At 58.6% G+C, this 20,923-nt stretch carries 18 protein-coding genes and 1 riboswitch; of the genes, 12 read left to right on the plus strand and 6 right to left on the minus strand.

Going from position 1 to position 20,923, the window contains the following annotated elements; translation table 11 throughout:
• Window positions 1-181 precede the first annotated feature (181 nt).
• Window positions 182-2,161: a lipoxygenase family protein gene (locus tag CHN51_RS13365; protein WP_100094462.1), complete on the plus strand. Its 1,980-nt coding sequence runs from the start codon at window positions 182-184 to the stop codon at window positions 2,159-2,161.
• Between the two features lie 40 nt (window positions 2,162-2,201).
• Here the strand turns inward: CHN51_RS13365 and CHN51_RS13370 are convergent, their stop codons facing one another.
• The gene (locus tag CHN51_RS13370) at window positions 2,202-3,494 is read right to left on the minus strand and encodes an NADH:flavin oxidoreductase/NADH oxidase family protein (RefSeq protein WP_100095641.1); all 1,293 of its coding nucleotides are present in this window, start codon (window positions 3,492-3,494) and stop codon (window positions 2,202-2,204) included.
• Between the two features lie 206 nt (window positions 3,495-3,700).
• On the opposite strand from CHN51_RS13370, the gene CHN51_RS13375 reads away from it, so the two are divergent.
• The 3 genes from CHN51_RS13375 (at window position 3,701) to CHN51_RS13385 (ending at window position 6,416) form a co-directional block, all read left to right on the plus strand.
• Window positions 3,701-4,093 carry a hypothetical protein gene (locus CHN51_RS13375; protein ID WP_217272034.1) on the plus strand — a complete coding sequence of 131 codons (393 nt, stop codon included), beginning with the start codon at window positions 3,701-3,703 and terminating at the stop codon, window positions 4,091-4,093.
• Between the two features lie 102 nt (window positions 4,094-4,195).
• Window positions 4,196-5,542, plus strand: a complete 1,347-nt coding sequence (locus tag CHN51_RS13380; protein ID WP_100094463.1) for a metallopeptidase TldD-related protein — start codon at window positions 4,196-4,198, stop codon at window positions 5,540-5,542.
• A gap of 85 nt (window positions 5,543-5,627) precedes the next feature.
• Window positions 5,628-6,416, plus strand: a complete 789-nt coding sequence (locus tag CHN51_RS13385) for a 3'(2'),5'-bisphosphate nucleotidase CysQ (RefSeq protein WP_100094464.1) — start codon at window positions 5,628-5,630, stop codon at window positions 6,414-6,416.
• Here the strand turns inward: CHN51_RS13385 and CHN51_RS13390 are convergent.
• The 3 genes from CHN51_RS13390 to crtY all read right to left on the minus strand — a co-directional run bounded on the left by CHN51_RS13390 (window position 6,413) and on the right by crtY (window position 10,146).
• The gene (locus CHN51_RS13390) at window positions 6,413-7,348 is read right to left on the minus strand and encodes a phytoene/squalene synthase family protein (RefSeq protein WP_100094465.1); all 936 of its coding nucleotides are present in this window, start codon (window positions 7,346-7,348) and stop codon (window positions 6,413-6,415) included. The genes CHN51_RS13385 and CHN51_RS13390 overlap by 4 nt on opposite strands.
• Window positions 7,349-7,448: 100 nt before the next feature.
• A complete protein-coding gene (locus CHN51_RS13395) occupies window positions 7,449-8,960 on the minus strand; it encodes a phytoene desaturase (RefSeq protein WP_100094466.1) in 1,512 nt (503 codons plus the stop codon).
• A 13-nt stretch (window positions 8,961-8,973) separates the two neighbouring features.
• Window positions 8,974-10,146 carry a lycopene beta-cyclase CrtY gene (gene crtY, locus CHN51_RS13400; RefSeq protein WP_100094467.1) on the minus strand — a complete coding sequence of 391 codons (1,173 nt, stop codon included), beginning with the start codon at window positions 10,144-10,146 and terminating at the stop codon, window positions 8,974-8,976.
• 110 nt (window positions 10,147-10,256) lie between these two features.
• On the opposite strand from crtY, the gene CHN51_RS13405 reads away from it, so the two are divergent.
• From CHN51_RS13405 to CHN51_RS13420, 4 genes are all read left to right on the plus strand, one after another.
• Window positions 10,257-11,021, plus strand: a complete 765-nt coding sequence (locus CHN51_RS13405) for a sterol desaturase family protein (protein ID WP_100094468.1) — start codon at window positions 10,257-10,259, stop codon at window positions 11,019-11,021.
• Window positions 10,987-11,421, plus strand: coding sequence for a DUF2141 domain-containing protein (locus CHN51_RS13410; RefSeq protein ID WP_346426344.1), 435 nt, complete (start codon window positions 10,987-10,989; stop codon window positions 11,419-11,421). Before CHN51_RS13405 ends, CHN51_RS13410 begins: the two co-directional genes overlap by 35 nt.
• A gap of 70 nt (window positions 11,422-11,491) precedes the next feature.
• Window positions 11,492-12,871 carry an HD domain-containing protein gene (locus tag CHN51_RS13415; RefSeq protein ID WP_100094470.1) on the plus strand — a complete coding sequence of 460 codons (1,380 nt, stop codon included), beginning with the start codon at window positions 11,492-11,494 and terminating at the stop codon, window positions 12,869-12,871.
• Between the two features lie 96 nt (window positions 12,872-12,967).
• Window positions 12,968-13,834 carry a MipA/OmpV family protein gene (locus CHN51_RS13420; RefSeq protein ID WP_240616729.1) on the plus strand — a complete coding sequence of 289 codons (867 nt, stop codon included), beginning with the start codon at window positions 12,968-12,970 and terminating at the stop codon, window positions 13,832-13,834.
• A 40-nt stretch (window positions 13,835-13,874) separates the two neighbouring features.
• On the opposite strand, the gene CHN51_RS13425 is transcribed toward CHN51_RS13420, so the two are convergent.
• Window positions 13,875-15,671 carry a flotillin domain-containing protein gene (locus CHN51_RS13425; protein WP_100094471.1) on the minus strand — a complete coding sequence of 599 codons (1,797 nt, stop codon included), beginning with the start codon at window positions 15,669-15,671 and terminating at the stop codon, window positions 13,875-13,877.
• Between the two features lie 93 nt (window positions 15,672-15,764).
• Window positions 15,765-16,394, minus strand: coding sequence for a YqiJ family protein (locus tag CHN51_RS13430; RefSeq protein WP_100094472.1), 630 nt, complete (start codon window positions 16,392-16,394; stop codon window positions 15,765-15,767).
• A 139-nt stretch (window positions 16,395-16,533) separates the two neighbouring features.
• Window positions 16,534-16,652: riboswitch (TPP riboswitch) on the plus strand.
• Window positions 16,653-16,698: 46 nt separating this feature from the next.
• On the opposite strand from CHN51_RS13430, the gene CHN51_RS13435 reads away from it, so the two are divergent.
• The 4 genes from CHN51_RS13435 to CHN51_RS13450 all read left to right on the plus strand — a co-directional run bounded on the left by CHN51_RS13435 (window position 16,699) and on the right by CHN51_RS13450 (window position 20,895).
• The gene (locus CHN51_RS13435; RefSeq protein WP_100094473.1) at window positions 16,699-17,103 is read left to right on the plus strand and encodes a hypothetical protein; all 405 of its coding nucleotides are present in this window, start codon (window positions 16,699-16,701) and stop codon (window positions 17,101-17,103) included.
• A 22-nt stretch (window positions 17,104-17,125) separates the two neighbouring features.
• Entirely contained in the window at window positions 17,126-19,015 is a 1,890-nt protein-coding gene (gene thiC, locus CHN51_RS13440; RefSeq protein WP_100094474.1) for a phosphomethylpyrimidine synthase ThiC, read from the plus strand.
• A gap of 12 nt (window positions 19,016-19,027) precedes the next feature.
• A complete protein-coding gene (locus CHN51_RS13445) occupies window positions 19,028-19,588 on the plus strand; it encodes a hypothetical protein (protein ID WP_100094475.1) in 561 nt (186 codons plus the stop codon).
• A 290-nt stretch (window positions 19,589-19,878) separates the two neighbouring features.
• Entirely contained in the window at window positions 19,879-20,895 is a 1,017-nt protein-coding gene (locus CHN51_RS13450) for a DUF4062 domain-containing protein (RefSeq protein WP_100094476.1), read from the plus strand.
• Window positions 20,896-20,923 lie beyond the last annotated feature (28 nt).

Here is a 20,923-nt window from a genome sequence, read left to right on the forward strand (position 1 = left end):
GAATGACTGACTGCATCCCGCGGTGCTAACGGCTAAATGTAAACGTCGCGTTAAGGGTGCTGACCGGTGTCGCATATCAGCTTGCAAGGGGCGTGCAGCAGATCCGGAAACCCCCCGTTTACGTCAAATTAACCACGAATGTTTTACATGATCCGGTCTGAAATCCAACGGGGGGGTCATCATGTCCTTTGAAAATGCAAGCTCGATCATCGCAAGCCACACTATCACGGGGGAGGCGGTGAAGCGCGGCGCCAGCGACCCCAGCCTGCCGCAGAATGACACGCCGGAGCAGCGCGCGCAGCGCCGGGCACAGATCAATGCGACATCGACGCAATATCAGTGGACGACCGATATCGCCAGCCTGCCAGGCGTGCCCCTGGCCACGCATGTTCCGCCCGACGACCAGCCGTCGATCGAATGGTGGTTCAAGGTGCTCGAAGTCAGCATCGCCATACTCGAGAACGTCAAGGCGGTGCTGCTGAAACCGATCTATTCCGGTCTCGACGACGCGGCGAAGACAATCATTGACGACGCGCTGGCCGATGCCGGCGAGATCAGGTCGAAGGTAGAAGCCCTGCGCGAAAAACACCGTGTGGCCAAAGCCGGCCCCGGCCTCGAAAGCAGCATCGAGGAAGCGGTACAGGGCGCGGATATCGAGGAACTGAAATCGCATGACAGCGCCCTGCGCGACATTCTCACCGTGATCATCGATGTGCTGAAGGCCGAAGAGGCCGCGCATAGCCGTTCGATCGAGGCCTATCGCGATCTGTACCAGACGCTGCCGGTGCCCGGCATCGCCTATACATTCCAGGACGATGACCTATTTGCCCGCTTGCGGGTGGCCGGACCCAATCCGATGCTATTGCAGGGCATCGACCGGATGCCCGACAATTTCCCGGTTACGGCAGCGCAATATGCTTCCGTCATGGGGGATGATACTCTTGCCAGAGCGCTTGCCGATGGCCGGGTTTTCCTGTGTGATTACACGGACCTGGAGGTGCTTGTTGCGGGTGTCTGGAAAGGCCATGCGAAATATGTCTATCGGCCGATGGCTTTGTTCGCCGTGCCGCCGGGCGGATCGTCGCTCAAGGTGGTCGCGATCCAGTGCGGTCAGGACAATAGCCAATATCCGGTGATGACACCCTCGGATGCCGCGTCGGAAAAATGGGGCTGGGAAATGGCGAAATTCGTCGTCCAGGTCGCCGACTGCAACTATCATGAACTGTTCGTCCATCTGGCCGGTACCCATCTGGTCAGCGAGGCCATTGCCGTGGCGACCCGGCGCAATCTCGCCAATGTCCATCCGCTCTGGTCGCTGCTGGTGCCGCATTTCGAGGGCACATTGTTCATCAACAATCTGGCGGTCGAAACGCTGATCAACAAGGGCGGCCCGATCGACGATTTCTTTGGCGGAACGATCGAATCGAGCCAGCTTGCCGCCGTCCAGGCGCGTCTGGCCTTCGATTTCTACCAGAAAATGACGCCGGTGGATTTTGCCGCGCGGAAGGTTGCCGATCCGGCGATCCTCCCGGACTATCCCTATCGCGATGATGCCTTGCTGGTCTGGGATGCTATCCACGACTGGGCCTCGCAATATATCAACATCTATTACAGCGATGACGAGGCGGTGACCGCTGACAGCGAACTGGCGCTCTGGGCTTCCTCGATCGCGTCTGAGGGCCATATCGTCGGTTTCCGGCCGATTACATCGCGCGCCCAGCTGATCGACGTCTGCACAATGATCATTTTTACTGCGAGCGCCCAGCATGCCGCGGTCAATTTTCCGCAACGCACGCTGATGACCTTTGCGCCGGCGGTAACCGGCGCGGGCTGGACCGCCGCCCCGACCGATCAAACGGGCCATGACAAGGGAGAATGGGTCGAATATATGCCGCCCATGTCCTTGGGATTGCTGCAGTTATCTTCGCTCGAACTGCTGGGCTCGGTCTATTACCGCCCGCTCGGCGACTATCGCACCAACCGCTTCCCCTACAAGCCTTGGTTCCAGGATCCGGTGATCACCGACGATGAGGGGCCGCTGGCGCGGTTCCAGGCCGGATTGCGGGCCGTGGAGGCGCGGATCATCGCGCGCAACCAGCGGCGGATGCATCCCTATGTCTATCTCCAGCCCAGCCAGATTCCGACGAGCACCAATATCTAGCTGCGGCAATTTCCAACAGGGGGGAGGCGCGCGGTCCGGATCAGTCCGGGCTGCGCGCTGCCAAAATGCGCTTGTTTCGTTTCTCTACCGCCAGAAATGCCTTGAAAACGCCCAGATTCGGGTCGGTTTTGCCGCTTTTGCCCAGACTTTCAAGCTGTTCGTAGAACCAGAAAATGACCGCGAAACTGGCGACCGCCTTGACCATCTGGAAGCGCATGAGAAAGCCCAGCCAGCCGGGGAGCAGGTGCAGCCTGTCCTCGAACCGCGGCAATGCTTCCAAGTCTTCCAATAAACGTTTCGGCGCGTCGGTCATGACGCACATCGGGCGGCCCAGGCCGATCAGGTCGGCGGCACCGCTGGAAAGCGCGGATTCCATCGCTTTGCGGGTCCGGAACCCGCCGGTCACCATCAGCGGCACCTTGACCGCATCCTGCATCGCCTTGGCAAAATCGACGAAATAGGCCTCGCGCGCCTTGGTCGACGGTGCGACATTCTGCTCCTCTTTTTCCTCGATTCCGTCGGACCCCATCAGCGCGGGCTGTTCATAGGTGCCACCGGAGATTTCCACCAGATCGACGCTGGCTTCCTCCAGCCAGCGGAGCACTTGCAAACTGTCCTCGAAATTGAACCCGCCCTTCTGGAAATCAGCGCTGTTCAGCTTCACCGAGATCGGGAAATCCGGCCCGACCGCAGCGCGGGTCTTGGCCACCACCGCCAGCAGGAACCGCGCCCGGTTTTCCAGACTGCCGCCATATGCGTCGGTTCTCTGGTTGGACCGGGGGCTCAGGAAGCTGCTGAGCAGATAGCCGTGGGCGGCGTGGATCTGCGCGCCCGTGAAGCCGGCTGCCTGACAGGTTTTGGCGGCCAGGGCGAAGCGGTCGACCAGATCTTCAATCTCTTCAATCGTCAGCGCCACCGGCTCGCCAAACTGGCCTCCGGGCAGGCCCAGCTTGACCGCCGACGGGGCCTTGGGATGTTTGTTGACATTGCTCTGTGTCTGTCGCCCGGCGTGGCTGATCTGCGCCCAGAAATGATTGCCATTGCGCGTTGCCGCCTGTGCCCAGCTGGTGAGTGCTGCCATCATGGCGTCATCCGCCGGCCGGTCGATGACCACATTGCCCGGCCGCTCCAGATGGTCGCGGTCAACCTGGATATTGCCGCTGAGCAGCATCCCGGCGCCGCCGTCGGACCACAGGCCGTACAATCGTTCCAGTTCCCTGGTCGGCACGCCGTCCGGCGTTGCTATGCCTTCGGTCATCGCCGCCTTGGCGAGCCGGTTGGGCAGGGTGGCTCCACAGGGAAGCAACAGCGGATCGGAAAGCGACATGGTCATGATAGGGCCCCGGATTTGGATTGCGTTTGAAAACTGATTCTGTCCCATGCGGAAATATTTGGCAAGCGGAACCGCATATTTCCGACATAATGTGGTGGAAAACCGATTATTTGGCTTTTCGAATAAATAGCGTATAGTGTTGTCGAAGGATCGTGCGGGGGCAAACTTCGACGATGGCCGGAGATGAAATTCTGAGGGGAATGGAAATGGTCGCAACAGCGTCTCGAAAATCGGTAAGCAAACATCATGCGCGTCAGGACGTGCAGCATCAGAGCGTCCGCTGGGACAAGAAGATGAGCAACAACTGCGCCGCAGCATTGCTGGTCTATACCATATTGCAGATATTCGTCGTTTTGCGCTTCATCGAGACCAAAGGCATGTCGATCGCTCCCTATTTCGGCCTGATCCTCCTCGTCGCCGTTATCATCCCCTTTTGCCGCAATTTCGAAAAGCGCTGGTCGGACATGAGCAGCAGCGGCCTGACCGAGCAAAGCCTCGCGGCAAAATTTCGCGCGGACCAGTCGCTCCTATGGCTCCTGGCTGTGGGCCTGCCGTTTCTATTCGTCGGCCTGATCGCCGGATTTGGCGCGATCCTCTGACAAGCGCGCTGATATAGTCAGTCGGCAAGAACCGGCGATAGTTTGCACATCATTTGACACCGGATCGTTGACCTTGCTGGGTGCCGCACCTATGTCCAGCCTATGTTGAAACCTTCCGAAGCGCAGGACCGCGCCGACGCCCTCATTTCCCAAGCCAAAAAAGCCGGCGCCGATGCCGCGGACGCGATTTACGTATGCGATGCGGCAACCCAGGTGCAGATGCGCCTCGGCAATCTGGAAGATGTCGAGCGTTCCGAAGGCGAGGAAATCGGCCTCAGGGTGTTTGTCGGCAAACGTTCGGCGACCGTATCCTCTTCCGACATGGACCCGCAGACTTTATCCGATCTGGTCGGCCGTGCCCTCGACATGGCCAAAGAGGCGCCGGAAGACCAATATGCCGGCCTCGCGCCCGAAGAATTGCTGCTGAAAACCGAACCCCATGCGATCGAGGGTGATGACGGGCAGGACCCCGATCCCGAATTTCTGCGCGAACTGGCGCTGAAAGCGGAAGATGCCGCTCGTGCGGTCAAGGGTGTCACCAATAGCGAAGGCGGCGGCGCGAGTGCTGGCCGCAGCATTGTTGCGCTGGCCACCAGCCATGGCTTCTCCGGTGCCTATTCGACCAGCGGCTACAGCCTGTCCGCCAGCGTTATCGCCGGCGAAGGCGATGGCATGGAACGCGACTATGCCTATGACAGCGTGCGTTTTCTCGAAGATCTCGACGCGGCCGAGGATATTGGCAGGGAAGCCGGAGAACGCGCAGTTTCCAGGCTCAATCCGGTCAGCTTCAAATCGGGTGCGATGCCCGTTGTTTACGATCCTCGCGTCGGCAACAGCCTGCTCGGTCATTTCATCGGTGCCATTTCGGGCAGCGCCATCGCCCGCAAAACCAGTTTTCTGCTCGATGCGCTCGATAGCCAGGTGTTCGACAGTTCCGTGTCGATCATCGACTGTCCGCATCGCAAGCGCGGTCTCCGCTCCAAGGCCTTTGACGGCGAGGGATTGCCCACTGCGAAAACCAGGCTGATCGACAGTGGCCGGTTGACCCAGTGGATTATGGAAAGCGCGTCCGCGCGCCAGCTTGGACTGCAACCCACCGGCCATGCATCGCGCGGCGTCGGCGGCGCGCCAGGCGTCTCCGTGACCAATCTGCATATGGGCAATGGCTCGGTCAGCAAGACGGAACTGATCAAGGATATCAAACATGGCGTCTATATCACCGAACTGATCGGCATGGGCGTCAATCCGGTGACCGGCGATTATAGTCGCGGCGCCGGCGGTTTCCTGATCACCGACGGCGAAATCGGGCCGCCGGTCTCCGAAATCACCATCGCCGGCAATCTCAAGGATATGTTCAAAAGCCTGATCGCCGCCGACGATCTGGAATATCGCTATGCCGGCAATGTCCCGACATTGCGAACCGACAGCATGACCGTGGCGGGTGGCTGAGCAAATCCGCTAGTGGCGGATCTGCAGGATCACGCCTATCGGACCAGATGCGCTGCCGCCACCCGCGCGACCAACGGAGACACTCTTGGCTGACATTGATTTTGACCGGGTTATCGCGATCGCCAAGGAAGGCGGGGCGCTGGCCATGCGGCACTGGGCGCTAGGCAAGAAAGAAGCCAATATCTGGGAGAAATCCCCCGGTCAGATTGTTAGCGATGCCGATCTCGCGGTTGACAGTTTCCTCCGCGCAGAGCTGGAAAAGCTGGTGCCATCCGCCGGTTGGCTTTCCGAGGAAACCCATATCGACCATAGCGGGGCCGGTGATGAATTGACCTGGGTGGTCGATCCGATTGACGGGACCAAGGATTATGTCGCGGGCAAGACCGGCTGGTGCGTATCAATTGCCCTCGTCCAGAATGATGCGCCGATATTCGGAGTGCTCGATGCGCCGGCGATGCGGGAAACCTGGGTCGCCAGGGCCGGCAGCCATACCGAGGTCAATGGCCGAAAGCTGGTCGCCAGCTTGCGGTCCCAATATGACGGTTGCCGCATCCCCGCCGAAAGCTTGCCGCCGGACATGAAGTTCACCATTGTGCCAAAGCCGAACAGCATCGCGCTGCGCATGGCGATGGTCGCGGATGACCGGGCCGACGTCGTCGCCTCGACGCGCTGGGGCCATGAGTGGGATATCGCCGCCGCCCATGTTATCGCCACCGAAGCAGGAGCCAGCGTCACCGATGCGCTGGGCGAACCGCTGGTCTATAACGGCACCCACGGCAAGGCGCTCGGAGTATTATGCTGTTCGCAAAACCTCTATCAGGAGGCGGTGCAGCGGATTGGCAAATATGTCACCGAAAATGGTGCCAGCCACTAAGCCAGACTGGTAATTCGGGCTCTCGTCCACAAGCCCTGGCGGTCGCGCCGGGCCGAATTGACCAGTGCCTGACCAAAAGCTTTCACGATCCAGCCCAGTTTCTTGCCTTTGCTCGTATAGATGCGGCGCTCGAGAGACGCACCGTTGCTCTGGCTGATCGCTCGGGCAATATCCCCGTAGATGCCTGCCGCGGCCAGCACCGCCCAGCGCGACCGGAACGGCAGGCTGGTTGCGCCGACGCGCGCGGACGCTTCATATTCACCGGCCAGATCGCAGAGCCGGTTCACCAGACCAACCAGTGCATCCCGGTGCGCCGAGTCCAGTATATGGTCCGGATCAATGCCGGCTTGCGCGAGCCAGTTTTTCGGCAGATAGCAGCGGCCGGCCTGCGCGTCCTCGGCCACGTCGCGGGCGATATTGGCGAGCTGGAACGCCAGTCCCAGATCGCAGGCGCGGTCCAGAACCTCTTGATCCCGAGCCGACACGCCCATCACCACCGCCATCATGCAGCCGACCGCGCCGGCGACATGATAGCAATATTGGAACAGGTCCTCTTCCGTGCCCGGCCGCCATCCGCGGGCATCCAGCGCGAAGCCGTCGATCATGTCATCGGCAAAATATTTGGGAATATGACATTCCTGCGCGACCACGCCAAAGGCGTCGAACGGCGGATTGCCGGTCTGCTCGCCGCCATGGGCGCGGGTGGTCATCATCCGCATTGCCGCGATCGTCTTGACCGGCTTGTGCACGGTCGACATGCCGTGGCCATGGTCCTGGCCATCGGCCAGATCGTCGCAGGCACGGCACCAGTAATAGAGCAGCCACGCCCGTTCGCGGGTCTGTTTCGAAAACAGCTTCGAGGCCCGGGCAAAGGACTTCGATCCGCGCTCGATGCTGCTTCTGGCGTGCAGGACAAGATTGGCGCGATTCATGACGGCAACGAGGGGAGAGCCGCTGGCGCCGGGCCGGTCAAAGCGCGCCTGGTGAGGAAAAACCGTCTTTCGACCGGCTCAGGACGAACGGACGCGTAATTCACGCCATATCCTCCAGCATCAGCTCTGCGGTCGCCTTGGCGCTGCCCACCACACCGGGAATGCCCGCGCCCGGATGGGTGCCGGCGCCGACAAAATAGAGATTGTCGATGATATCATCGCGGTTGTGCACCCGGAACCAGGCGCTCTGGGTGAGCAGGGGCTCCAGGCTGAACGCGCTGCCGAGATGGGCGTTGAGATCACTGCCGAAATCCTGCGGCGTGTAATGAAAACTGGTGACGATCCGGTCGTGGATATCGGGGATCAGGCGGTGGCCGATTTCGTCGAGAATTCGCTTCTCGTAGATCGGACCCATCTCCTCCCAGTCGATCGGCAGCTTGCCCTGATGCGGCACTGGCGCCAGGACATAGAAGGTGCTGTGCCCCTCGGGCGCCATTTCCGGATCGGTGACCGTCGGATGGTGGAGATAGAGCGAGAAGTCGCTGGGCAGCACGCCATTGTCGTAAATATCGTCGAGCAGGCCTTTGTAGCGCGGCCCGAACAGGATCATATGGTGCGGTATGCCCGGCCAGCTGCCCTTCACGCCAAAATGGACGACGAACAGCGATGGCGAATATTTTTTCTTCTGCAGCTTCGCGGTCACGGTCCTACTGCGATGTTTGTGACCGAGCAGATCGCGATAGCTGTGCATCACATCGGCGTTCGAGGCGACCGCATCAAAGCGCTCGCTCCAGCCCGATTTGCAGGTGACGCCGGAGGCGCGGTCACCGATCGTGTCAATCTTGGTCACCGGATCGTCGAGCCGGATCACCCCGCCGATCCGTTCGAAATGCTTGACCATCGCGGTGACCAGCATATTGGTTCCGCCCTTGGCAAACCAGACGCCGCCGAGCCGTTCCAGCTTGTGGATCAGGCCGTAGATCGCGCTGGTCTTCATCGGATTGCCGCCGACCAGCAGCGACTGGAAAGACAGGAATTCGCGCAGTTTCTCGTTTTTCACAAAGCCCGAAACCTTGGAATAGACCGAGCGATAGGCCTCATATTTCATCAGCGCAGGGGCCGCCTTGATCATCGACTTGAAATCGAGAAACGCCTTGGTGCCCAGCTTGACATAGCCTTCCTCGTACAGCCCGCCGCTATATTCGAGGAATTTCTTGTACCCCTCGACATCATCCGGCTCGATCGCCGCGATATTGGCGTAAAGCTTTTCGGGATCGTTGACATAATCGAAATTCGTGCCGTCCGGCCAGTTGAGCCGGTAGAAGGGCGATACCGGCATCAGTTCGATGTCTTTTGCCATGTCATGGCCGGTCAAATCCCATAGCTGCGAAAGACAGTCGGGATCGGTGATGACAGTCGGTCCGCCGTCAAAGATAAAGCCTTCCTTTTCCCAATAATAAGCGCGTCCGCCCGGCTTGTCGCGGCCTTCCAATATAGTCGTCTGGATGCCGGCCGACTGCAGCCGGATGGCGAGCGCCAGGCCACCGAAGCCGGAACCGATTACGGCGGCTTTTTTGAACAATTCGCTCTGGGATTTTGCAACTTCACTCATCGAATAATCAAACTCATCTATATTTCAGCAAAAGCGGGATTGCGCGGGAAACGGGAATGGGCGGTTTGCCGGTCAACAGGCTGATCTGATCCATCTTGGTCGACTTTCCGGCATAGAAACGGGCGAGCAATTGCTCGTCTTTGGCATAGGTATGTTCCAGTGTCTTGTAACGTTTATCCAGGTCAGCGCCAAGAAACAGGAAGGCGCATAGCAGCCGGTAGAATTTCCCATTTTTCCAGTGCTCCGTCGCCAGATCGCGCAGCATCTTGTCGAGAGAGCTCTGGTTGATCTCCGGCATTTCTGCAATGAGCATCGCGGTCCGGACCGCCATCGGCAGGGAGTAGCTGGTGATCGGCTGGATCAGCGCCGCCCGCGCCCCGGCACGTGCATCAAGGTCCCCGTTGGCCTTCCAGAAAGCATCAAAATCGCCGCCGTAAATGACCGGAAGCCGGCCCTTCTCCTCGCTCAGCACCGCTTCGACTTCCCATCCCCGGGCCGCGGCATATTCGGCGATCCGGCCATGGGAAGTCGCGCTGTCGAGATCGGGCGTGTCGGCATAATAAGTGTCTTCGACAAAAACCTCGGTGTCACTGAACGGCAGGCAATAGATGAAGCGATAGCCGTCAATCTGCTTGACCGTTGCGTCCATGATCACAGGCCGTTCCAGCCCGTGGGGCTTGCCCAGCTTCAGCATCTGACCGAAAAATTTCTGCCATCCGGTCTCCAGCGCCGATATATCGCCGCCGCCGCGGACATCCAGCACGGCCTGTGCCGCAATCACGGTGTCATTGGCCAGTTTGACCCTGCCGCTTTCGACTGTCTCCGCCCGCTGCCCCGTGATCAAGGATTCCGGCGGCAATCGCTTCCGCAATTCGCTGTCGAGATTGGCCGACTCTATCGAGAAATAGCCATTGGCCAAAGTGCGGCTATATTTCGGGAAATGCACGTCATAGCTGTCCCACTGGCGCGAGATCAGCGGATCGACCAGCCAGCGATGCTCCGGCTCGATGTCGCTTTCGAAAAAGGACCAGATATGATTGCCACCGAACCGGTTATCCGCCTCGATCAGCGCGATTTTCAGCTCCGGCCGCAATTTCGCCAGAGCGAGGGCAACCAGTCCGCCCGCCAGACCGCCGCCAGCAATCGCCAGATCATATTGGAGGGAGGAGGGCGCTTTCTTCGGCATTATCGTGCCTTAGCCGAAGGGGGAAGCAGGGGAAAGCCTGTCTGAAAGCCGGTAGTGATGATAATCTATTATCGCTTGCTCCCAGCCGGTACGCGCCATATTCCGGTGCCATGAACCATGCGCTTCCCGTGCTGATCTCTGCCATTGCGATGACGCTCATCGTCGGCGGGCGCTATCTGCTGAGCAGCGGCTTTTTTGCCTGGCTGACGGGCCGGGTGCGGCCGGGCTATTATGGAAAACTGAAACCCCAGATCGGCCGTGAAATCCGCTGGTCGCTGCTGTCTGCTGCGATTTATGGCGTGCCCGCCGGAATCGTCGCCTGGGGCTGGCAGAACGAGGGCTGGACCAGAATCTATACCGACCCCGGCGCCTATCCACTATGGTATCTGCCGCTGTCCTTCTTTCTTTATCTGTTCCTGCACGACACATGGTTCTACTGGACCCACCGGCTGTTCCACCGGCCGCGCTGGTTCAAGGTCGCCCATGCGGTCCACCATGACAGCCGGCCACCAACCGCCTGGGCGGCGATGAGCTTTCATCCGGTCGAAGCGATCAGCGGAGCGGTCGTCATCCCGGCTCTGGTAATCGCGATCCCGATTCACGTCGGCGTTTTGGGTTTGGTATTGCTGACCATGACGGTTATGGGCGTATCCAATCATATGGGATGGGAAATGTTTCCGCATTGGCTGGTGCGCGGGCGATTGGGCCAGTGGCTGATCACCGCGACCCACCATGAGAAACATCATGAGGCATATCGAGGTAATTATGGGTTATATTTTCGCTTCTGGGACAGGATTTGCGGCACCGACATCGGGCTTGCGGACATCGGGAGCAGCTTTGGTGCTGCTGCTCGGGGCAAGCGCGACGGCGAGTGAAGCACCGGCCGCGGTCGCACCGGCCATCTCTGCCTCGATCGATCTGGAAATCAGCGGTCTCCGCTCGGAGAAAGGCAATGTGCTTGTCTGCCTGAGCGCCAATCCGAAATATTTTCCCGACTGCAGCAAGGACAAGCAGGCCCGCAAGCTCAAGGTTTCCGCCGGCAAGGCTGAGGCCATCCAGATCGCCGACGTGAAGCCGGGGACCTATGCCGTGGCGCTGGTTCATGATGAAAATGCCAATGGCAAAATGGACCTGCGGCTGTTCCTGCCGCGCGAGGGTTTCGGCTTTTCCCGCAATCCCAAAATCGGCATGGGGCCGCCGAAATTCAAATCGGCGCAATTCACCATCGGCACCGATGACGCGCGTTATGCGGTGCGGATGAAATATATCCTGTAATCGGCGGGAAATTAACCGTTACCTAGGACTCTCGCGGCATTCTGCCACGACAGGCTAGGAGTTGCGTATAATGTATCAGTCCAGACAAGCGTTTTTCAACCAGAATGACGGGGGCGAACAGTCGCGCCTGTCGGAAATTCTCGGTGCCTTTTCCTACGCGCTGGATCTGACCGAGGGGCAGCCCGCCGGCCACAGTATCCGCTGTTGCTGGGTCGGCACGCAAATCGCGATGGCGCTGGGCTTGAAGGGCGACAGTTTGCGCGATGTCTATTATGCAGTGCTGCTCAAGGATCTCGGTTGCAGCAGCAACGCGGCTCGGGTCAGCGAACTGTTCGTCGGTGACGACAGGAAACTGAAACAGGGCTTCAAACTGGTCGGTTCCCGTCCCGAGGATCTGGGCGAATATCTGGCCGTCGCGGTCGGCGTCGATGCGGCAGCCGATGTACGCGAGCGGGCGCTCGGCAATCTCGCCGAAAATGGCGGTGCGATCATGACCGAAATGATGGCGACCCGTTGCGAGCGTGGGGCCGATATCGCCCGGCAATTGCGCTTTTCCGAAGATGTTGCCGAGGCGATTTCGCATCTCGACGAACATTGGGATGGCGGCGGCCTGCCGCTTGGCATCGCCGGTTCCGATATCCATCTCGGCGGCCGCATTGCGCTCCTGGCGCAGGTTGCCGATGTTTTCTACAGCGCCAGGGGCAGGGACGCCGCGCTGGCCGAAATCCGCAATCGCGCCGGAAGCTGGCTCGACCCGCAGCTCTGCGCGCTGTTCGAGAAACTGTCCGAAGCGAGCGGCTTCTGGGACGAACTGGCGCTCGACGATCTGCCCGAACAATTATGGGCGCTTGAGCCGGCTGCCCAGGATATCGTGGTCGACGAGGATTATCTCGACGATATCAGCGCCGCCTTCGGACAGGTGATCGATGCCAAAAGCCCGTTTACCGCCGGTCACAGCAAGCGGGTCGGGCTGATCGCCGACAGGATTGCCGAAAAACTCGGGCTGGACGATCATCGCCGCCGGGTGCTGCGCCGGGCCGCAACCTTGCACGACGTCGGGAAACTGGGCGTCAGCAGCGCTATTCTGGAAAAGCCGGGCAAGCTGGATGCAGAGGAGTGGCAGGCCATGCAGGACCATGCCGAACATACGACCAATATCCTGAGCCAGATCGGCGTGATGAGCGAAATGGCCATGATCGCCGGATCGCATCACGAACGGCTCGATGGCAAAGGTTATCCGCTGGGTCTGGACGAACGCAGCATCGCGATGGAATCGCGGATCATCACGGTTGCGGATATCTATGACGCGCTGACCGCGGACCGGCCCTATCGCGCCGCCATGCCACCGGAAAGGGCCATGGCGATATTGCAGGATGAAGTGGGCAAAGCAGTGGACGGGCAATGTTTCAGCGCGCTGCAGGCTGTCATCGAACAGGGGCTGGCGGAATAGCGACGCGTTGCCAAAAGGGATTGGCCTCCTATATCGGGAGGGAACCGTTATCCGGTCCGCGCGTTGAATCATCGCGCAACCAACAGGGAACCAGTCTTGAAACATTCGAATATCTTCCGCCATGCCGCCTTTCTCACTCTTGGGCTCGGCCTGTCTTCCCCGCTTCTGGCTCAGGACGAGCCAGCCTCGGCACCGGTTGAGAAATCGGTATTCGACGGCGACTATCTGACCGCGGGTATCGGCGTTGCGGTCGGTTCCAGCTATGAGGGATCAGACAATTACACGGTCTCGCCCCTGCCGGTGGTGCTGGGCAGCTTCGGCGGTGTCGATTTTCAGCCGCGCGGTCCCGGTATCGCGCTGGATTTCATTCCCGATCGCGATGGCGCAAAGGTCGACTTCATCTTTGGCCCCGTGGTGCGCGCGCGCTTTGACCGGCACAATTCCATCGAAGACGAGGTGGTCAAGTCGCTCGGCAAGCTCGACTTTGCGGTCGAGGTCGGACCTTTTGCCGGCGTTCAGGTCAATCGCTTGCTCAATCCCTATGACTCGCTGACGGCGCAGGTTGATGTGCGCTGGGATGTGGCGGGTGCGCATGACGGCATGGTCGTCTTCCCCAGCCTGACCTATTTCACGCCGCTCAGCCGCGGTATTGCCACCAGCTTTTCGATCAACGCGGAATATGTCGACGATGATTATGCCGACTATTATTTCAGCATATCCCCGACCGGTTCGGCGGCCAGTGGCCTGCCGACCTTCGCGGCCGAAAGCGGCTGGAAAAATGTCGGCGCGACGATGCTGACCGCGGTCGATCTGGACGGCGACGTCACCAACGGCGGTTTCAGCATGATCTTCCTCGGCGGCTATTCCCGCATGCTCGGCGACCCGAAACGATCTCCGGTGACCTCGATCCGCGGCAGCGCCAACCAGTTTTTCGGCGCGATCGGCGTGGGATATACGTTCTAGTAGACCCGCAAACGGGGCGGCCCGTTGACGGGCCGCCTGTTCAATCCGCCTTCGGTTTTTCCCCGCGACCGCTTTCCGGAGCCGCTGCCTTGGCTGCGGCCGGGCCGTCATCCTTTTTGTCCGAGCGGGGCGCCGCTTTGGCCGGTTTCTCCTCCAGCGCGGTTTTGGCGGGAGCCTCAGCGGCGGATTCCTGCGTGACCTTGGTCGCCCCCGATACCAGATTTTCCAGCGAGGATCCGTCCAGGCCCAGTTCCTTCATCAGGCCATCGATGACCGGCGCCTGGGCGCGATAGGAGAGGGCGGCAGAAACCGCATCGGTTGCCAGATTGCCGCTGCTTCCATTGCCGGCTCCGCCCTTGCTGGCGACACCATTGCCGCCGCTGCCATTCTGGTTGATCCCGTCGAGCTGGACGATCTTGATCGAGTCGATTGCCTCCATCGGCTTGGCCGATTCCCGGATGACTTCTGGCAAGACCTTGAGCAAGGCCATTTTGGTCTGCAGCGAGATTTGATCGGAGGACAATATATTTGCCGCTTCGTTGATCGCACGTTGCCCGGCCGCTTCGACCTCGAAACGCACACGTGCAGCTTCGGCGCGAAGCTTCTCCGATTCTGCTTCGCCTTCGGCATCGAGGCGCATGGCGGCGGCCCGGTTCCCGGCGGCTTCCTTTTCCGCTTCGGCCTGGACCTTCACGCCGATCGCCTGACGCTCGGCCTGCTTCGACGCCTCGATCAGTTCGATACGCTTGTCGCGGTCGGCGATTTCGGTTTCCCGTGCGCTGGTGACCTGTTCCTCGGCGGCGACGGCCTTGGCGCGGGCCGCGTCGGCTTCCGCCTTGGCCTGACTTTCCTCGCGGGACTTGTTCTGGATCGCGATCTGTTGTTCCTGACGGGCGATTTCGATCGCCTGGGTTTGGGCGATCCGCGCCTCTTCGACGGCCCGGTCGGCCTCGATCTGGCTGCTGTCGACCTGCTGTTTCGCCTTGATCTGCGCGTCCTTGGCGTCGCGGTCGCGACCAGCCTGTTCCTTGGCCACTTCCGACGCCTGGATGGCCCGGCGGACCTCGACCTCGCGTTCCTGTTCGAGCCGGGCAAATTCATTGTCCCGGCTGATTTCGAAAGAGCGCTGGTCGGCCTGCAGATTCTTTGTTTCGATCTGCACGCGGGTATCCTGCTCGATATCGTTGCGCGCTTTCTTGCGCAGTTCGATCTGCTCGGTCAGCTTGGTCAGACCCTCGGCGTCAAAGGCGTTGTTGGCGTTGAAATGTTCGATGCTGGTCTGGTCCAGCCCGGTGAGCGAGACCGATTCCAGTTCCAGGCCGTTCATCGCGAGATCGCTCGACGAGGCCTGTTGAACCTTCTGGACAAAATCGGCGCGCTGTTCGTGCAATTCATTCATCGTCATGCCCGCGGCGACCGAACGAAGCGCGTCGACGAACTTGCCCTCGACCAGATCCTTCAGCATCTCCGGCTGCATCGTCCGCAGGCCGAGAGTCTGGGCCGCCATTGCCAGCGACTGGGCATCCTGACGAACGCGCACGTAAAATTCCGCCTTCACATCGATCCGCAATCGGTCGAGCGTGATCAGCGCGTCGACATTGTTGCGTTCAACCGCAAGTCGCACGGTGTTCATGTTCACCGGCATGGTTTCATGGAAGACCGGGAACACCATGGCGCCGCCGTTCATTACCACTTTCTCGCCGCCGAAACCGGTCCGGACGAAAGCGATCTCCTTGGATGCACGCTTGTACAGGCGGGTGAGGATCAGCGCGAAGATGAGCAAACCGACCAGGGGAGCGCCAGCATAAATTGCGATCTGGCTTACATTTTCAAGCATATATTCTCTCTTTCTTTCGACGATGCTCGTTGATCCGGCATCGGTTGTTCTTCTTCATCTTCTGTCCGGCCCGGCTGGATGCCGTCCGGTCTGTCAATTTTCGTTCAGCCAATGGGTACCCACGGCAACGGCTTTGAAGATATCGCCCTCGCGCCGCACCAGCAGCACTTCTTCTCCAGCGACAAATATTCCGTCATCATGATCCGGTTCGACCATCAGCGCGTGGCCGTGGCCGTGGCGGTCCCTGACCTTGGCGCGGGCCGGATAGCCGGGCTTGGCCGTGCCGATGTCGATGATGGCGCGGCGCCCGGTCAGATCGTCGATCGACACCGCTGTCGTCTCGTCCCCGGGAATGATCCTGGCCAGAGGCCTGGACAGCAGACCGGTCAGTGGCAGCGCCACAAGCAGCGCGCCGAGCCCGGCCAGAAGCGGCGGCAACAGGCCGCCGGTGAGGGAGTGGATGAACTGTTGCCCGGCATATCCGGTCAGGCCGAAGAGCATCAGGAACAGCACCAGCAGGATCATGAACGGCAATCGCCCCCATCCGAGGAAAGAGAGCAGCCCGCCCGCGATACTGGCACCATCAACATCGGCGTCCAGATCGACATCGCTGTCGAACCCGCCAAAGCCGATTAGCTGCAAGATACCAAGGGCGACCATCAGGACCAGGGCAGCCGCGAAAACGATGTTTTCGTCTGCTAGCCAAAAGTCGATCACCGTCATGCCCCCTGAATAAATTCCCTAATATGTCGAGCATTGGATAGAATATTCCGGATTCGGTCAATGTAAATCGGCCTCCATTTGCCGCTTTTGCCAATATTGCAGTGGCTCTCGACAGAAGCGAATATCGCGCCTAATATCGCTCCATTCCCCGGGGAGTCGTTTGACTGAGAGGGGCGCGTAACGTCGCCCGACCCGCAGAACCTGATCCGGCCCCGCTCGTGCGGGCTTACCGGCGTAGGGAGGGAGCGGTTATTTGGGCATCCCGGATACGCTCTTTCTCCATCAGGACAGAAGGAGAGACGCGATGGGCAGTGCAGGCAATATTACCGGTTGGATCACCCTATTTTTTGGTCTTTACGGTCTCGCCGCCGGTGTCGGCGAATTTCGCAATCCCGGCTTCTGGGGACGGATGGTGCGCGAAGTGCAGGCGAGCAGCGCGCTGCAATTTCTGACCGGCTTCATCACCCTGATTCTCGGCGCGACCATCTATCTCGTCAATCCTTTTGATCCAGGCGACTGGCTGTCGATCCTGATCAGCGTGATCGGCGGCTGGATCGTGATCGAGGGCATGCTGATCCTCGCCGTCGGCGACTGGTTCATGGATTTCGCTGCTCGCCTGATGGGCAAGGGCGGACGCGCCTGGGCGGTCCTCGCCATCATATTCGGCCTCGCGGCCGCCTTCGCCGGTTTCGTCCGGCTTCAAGTTTAACCTTCAAAGAAAGCAATAATCTATGGCTGATCTTCCAGCAAAGACCGAAATTGGCGTAACCACAGGCCCGATCAGCGGATCGAAAAAAGTCCATGTCGCGTCCCATAGCGGCTCCGGCATCCGCGTTGCGATGCGCGAGATTTATCTCGAGGGCGGCGAAGCGCCGGTCCGCGTCTATGACACGTCCGGCCCCTATACCGATCCCGAGGCGCTGATCGATATCCAGACCGGGCTCAACGAATTGCGCAGCCCGTGGATAAAGGCGCGCGGCGATGTCGAGGAAGTCACCCAGCGCGAGGTCAAGCCGGAAGACAATGGCCAGCTCGGCCCCGACCGTTCTGGCGGCGTCGCGCCTTTCCCCAATGTCCGCCGCAAGGTGCTCCGCGCCAAGCCGGGCGCGAACGTGTCGCAGATGCATTATGCGCGCCAGGGCATCATCACCCCGGAAATGGAATATGTCGCCGAGCGCGAAAATCTCGGGCGCGAGCGGCTCAAGGAATATAAGCGCGACGGCGAAAGCTTTGGCGCGTCGATCCCCGACTATGTCACGCCGGAATTTGTCCGCGACGAAATCGCGCGGGGCAGGGCGATCATCCCCAACAATATCAACCACCCGGAAAGCGAACCGATGGCGATCGGCCGCAATTTCCTGGTCAAGATCAACGCCAATATCGGCAACAGCGCGGTTGCTTCGGACGTCGCCAGCGAAGTCGACAAGATGGTCTGGTCGATCCGCTGGGGCGCCGACACGGTCATGGATCTCTCCACCGGCCGCAACATCCACGACACCCGCGAATGGATCATCCGCAACAGCCCCGTGCCGATCGGCACCGTGCCGATCTATCAGGCGCTGGAAAAAGTCGGCGGCGTTGCCGAGGACCTGACCTGGGAAATCTTCCGCGATACATTGATCGAACAGGCCGAGCAGGGCGTCGACTATTTCACCATCCACGCCGGTGTCCGTCTGCCTTATGTGCCGATGGCGGCCAAGCGCGTCACCGGCATCGTGTCGCGCGGCGGATCGATCATGGCGAAATGGTGCCTCGCGCATCACAAGGAAAGCTTCCTCTACGAACATTTCGACGACATCACCGAGATCATGAAGGCCTATGACATTGCCTACAGCCTCGGCGACGGCCTGCGCCCCGGCTCGATTGCGGACGCCAATGACGAAGCGCAATTCTCCGAACTCTACACGCTCGGCGAGCTGACCCACCGCGCGTGGAAGTCGGACGTCCAGGTGATGATCGAGGGCCCCGGCCATGTGCCGATGCACAAGATCAAGGAGAATATGGAAAAGCAGCTCGAAGTCTGCGGCGAGGCGCCTTTCTACACGCTCGGCCCGCTAACCACCGACATCGCGCCGGGCTATGACCATATCACCAGCGGCATCGGCGCCGCCCAGATCGGCTGGTACGGCACGGCGATGCTCTGCTATGTCACGCCCAAGGAACATCTCGGCCTGCCCGACCGCGACGATGTGAAAGTCGGCGTTGTTACCTATAAACTGGCCGCCCACGCCGCCGATCTCGCCAAGGGCCATCCAGCGGCCCAGGTCCGCGACGATGCGCTGTCAAAGGCCCGCTTCGAGTTTCGCTGGCGCGACCAGTTCAACCTCAGCCTCGACCCCGAAACCGCGATGCAATATCACGACCAGACGCTCCCCGCAGAAGGCGCCAAGACCGCGCATTTCTGCTCGATGTGTGGTCCGAAATTCTGCAGCATGAAAATCTCGCAAGAGGTCCGCGACTTCGCCAGCAAGCAGAACCAGAGCGCCGAAGGCTTCATTGCCTCGGAAAAACTGGGTGCGGATACGGCGGCGGCGAGCAAGGCCGCAGCGGAAGAAGGCATGCGCGAGATGAGCAAGAAGTTTAAAGAAGAGGGCGGAGAAGTTTATGTGTCAACAGACTAAGAAATCTCTTCCGTGCTAAACACGGTGTTCGGGCTTTTTTTAGGAGTTGCGATAGCTGGATTGGCTGGCGTCCTGTTCGTGGCGCGCGGTTATTCCTTAGTTCCAAAGAAGGTGAAGCTGCCTTTCGCTGATTTCGAGGCAACAAGGCTTTCGGACTTGTCTCCCATAAAAATGTTTATGAGCTTAAGTCGCGCTGTAATTTCACCGGCGCCAGTTGCGCAGAACATGATCGATGAGAAGAAGCTATCACCATCGCCGATCTTGCTGGTACACTTGGCCTGGCATGTTGTTTCGGAAGCCTATGTCGCACAGTATTTCTCATATCCAACTGAAGATGATGTACGGTCACGTGTTGCAGATCTTGGCACTCAAAATGTTGATTTTATCGTTTTGTTCGAGCGAGTACATAGCGCCTGCATTCGAGATGAAAAAGCTATTCAGATGGATTTTGCAGAAGAATATTTTGTAAGGGCACCATCGCTTGCGGAGAGAATTACGCAAAACGGATCCTACCATCCGGATCAGTTATATAAGTTGGCATCAGAGTTTTTGAATCAAGAAACGACTCGTTAGATAAGAAAACTTCGCATATCCGCGGCCCATTGCCGGTTGCGACTATCAATTTGTCCGCCTGATCAGCGACCGGACGCGTATCGCAAACAGCCTTCGCGCGCTGGACAACCAGCCCTGCGTCGCCACGCCAAGGGTGTCGGAAGAGGTGGAGTGAGGTTTATGGAATTGGAGCACTGTAACCGTAATTCCGGTTAGGCGTTGTCACACCCGTCGACGCAATCGCTATACATTCCCCAAATCTGAAGTTATTGTAAACATAAAATAAGTTCAAACTTGGATAAAGGTGCACAATGGCAAATCCGCGTGTCTTTGTTAGCTCAACGTGTTACGACTTGAGATATATTAGGGAAAATCTTCAATATTTCATAAAAACATTGGGGTATGAACCAATTCTAAGTGAAGAGGGTAACGTTTACTACGACCCACAAATCCATGTCCAAGATGCTTGCTTAACGGAAATTCCAAACTGTCAAATGCTAGTTTTGATTATTGGTGGTCGTCACGGAAGTGACTTCAAATCTGAAAAAACATCGATTACCAATCATGAGTTTCGTGAAGCGATTAAAAACAAAATTCCAATTTTTGCTTTGGTTGAACAAGCGGTATTGGGAGATTACTATCTATATAGAGAAAATTTAAACAACGGCAGTATCAAAGAAGACTCTATAAGGTATCCAAACGCAGATAGCACTCGGATTTTCAAATTTATCGATGAAGTTCAAAGTTCAACGGTGAACAACGCACTTGTTCCATTCCGCGATTTCAATGACATCGAAAATTATCTCCGGCAACAGTGGGCTGGCATGCTTTTTAGTTTTTTAATTCAAAAAAATCAACAAGATAAGGTAGAGGGAACTCTTGATGTGCTGACCACTATAAGCAGTCGAGTAGAAATGCTGTCGAGTCAGATTCTTAAATCAGTGGGCACTCCAATCGCGAAGATCACAGCGACACTGTATGATTTGATGCTAGAAGATGAAGGAATTCGGGATTTGGCTTTTATGGGCGCGAGGCCAAGGCCGGAGCATATTCTTAAATACGGCAGTTACCGAATTTGCTTCAAAGCGATCAAAGGAAAAGCTTTGCGAATTGAAGACGATGAGGATGAAGATGGCAATCCTTCTTACAGTGTCGGCGGCGATGGTTCTATTTCAAAAGCAAGGTTCAATAGAAACTCGAACCAGTATGAAGAGCTAAGAAAAAAAATGATCGACGTTTTGGAGGAAGGGGAAGTGCAATTGGAGCAATATCTACTTGAAGCAAGTCAAGGTTTGGATGCTCTCATAGAATTAGAAGATGAGGCCTGATCACAATTTAGGAAATACCTGAGTTACG

It is taken from the genome of Sphingorhabdus sp. YGSMI21 (genome assembly GCF_002776575.1).
In the GTDB taxonomy this organism is placed as follows: domain Bacteria; phylum Pseudomonadota; class Alphaproteobacteria; order Sphingomonadales; family Sphingomonadaceae; genus Parasphingorhabdus.

What these genes read in the sequence shown, in the direction of transcription:
- CHN51_RS13365 (WP_100094462.1), top strand. Translation starts at nt 182, where the DNA reads ATGTCCTTTGAAAATGCAAGCTCGATCATCGCAAGCCACACTATCACG.
- CHN51_RS13370 (WP_100095641.1), bottom strand. Translation starts at nt 3,494, where the DNA reads ATGACCATGTCGCTTTCCGATCCGCTGTTGCTTCCCTGTGGAGCCACC.
- CHN51_RS13375 (WP_217272034.1), top strand. Translation starts at nt 3,701, where the DNA reads ATGGTCGCAACAGCGTCTCGAAAATCGGTAAGCAAACATCATGCGCGT.
- CHN51_RS13380 (WP_100094463.1), top strand. Translation starts at nt 4,196, where the DNA reads ATGTTGAAACCTTCCGAAGCGCAGGACCGCGCCGACGCCCTCATTTCC.
- CHN51_RS13390 (WP_100094465.1), bottom strand. Translation starts at nt 7,348, where the DNA reads ATGAATCGCGCCAATCTTGTCCTGCACGCCAGAAGCAGCATCGAGCGC.
- CHN51_RS13395 (WP_100094466.1), bottom strand. Translation starts at nt 8,960, where the DNA reads ATGAGTGAAGTTGCAAAATCCCAGAGCGAATTGTTCAAAAAAGCCGCC.
- crtY (WP_100094467.1), bottom strand. Translation starts at nt 10,146, where the DNA reads ATGCCGAAGAAAGCGCCCTCCTCCCTCCAATATGATCTGGCGATTGCT.
- CHN51_RS13405 (WP_100094468.1), top strand. Translation starts at nt 10,257, where the DNA reads ATGAACCATGCGCTTCCCGTGCTGATCTCTGCCATTGCGATGACGCTC.
- CHN51_RS13415 (WP_100094470.1), top strand. Translation starts at nt 11,492, where the DNA reads ATGTATCAGTCCAGACAAGCGTTTTTCAACCAGAATGACGGGGGCGAA.
- CHN51_RS13425 (WP_100094471.1), bottom strand. Translation starts at nt 15,671, where the DNA reads ATGCTTGAAAATGTAAGCCAGATCGCAATTTATGCTGGCGCTCCCCTG.
- CHN51_RS13430 (WP_100094472.1), bottom strand. Translation starts at nt 16,394, where the DNA reads ATGACGGTGATCGACTTTTGGCTAGCAGACGAAAACATCGTTTTCGCG.
- CHN51_RS13435 (WP_100094473.1), top strand. Translation starts at nt 16,699, where the DNA reads ATGGGCAGTGCAGGCAATATTACCGGTTGGATCACCCTATTTTTTGGT.
- thiC (WP_100094474.1), top strand. Translation starts at nt 17,126, where the DNA reads ATGGCTGATCTTCCAGCAAAGACCGAAATTGGCGTAACCACAGGCCCG.
- CHN51_RS13450 (WP_100094476.1), top strand. Translation starts at nt 19,879, where the DNA reads ATGGCAAATCCGCGTGTCTTTGTTAGCTCAACGTGTTACGACTTGAGA.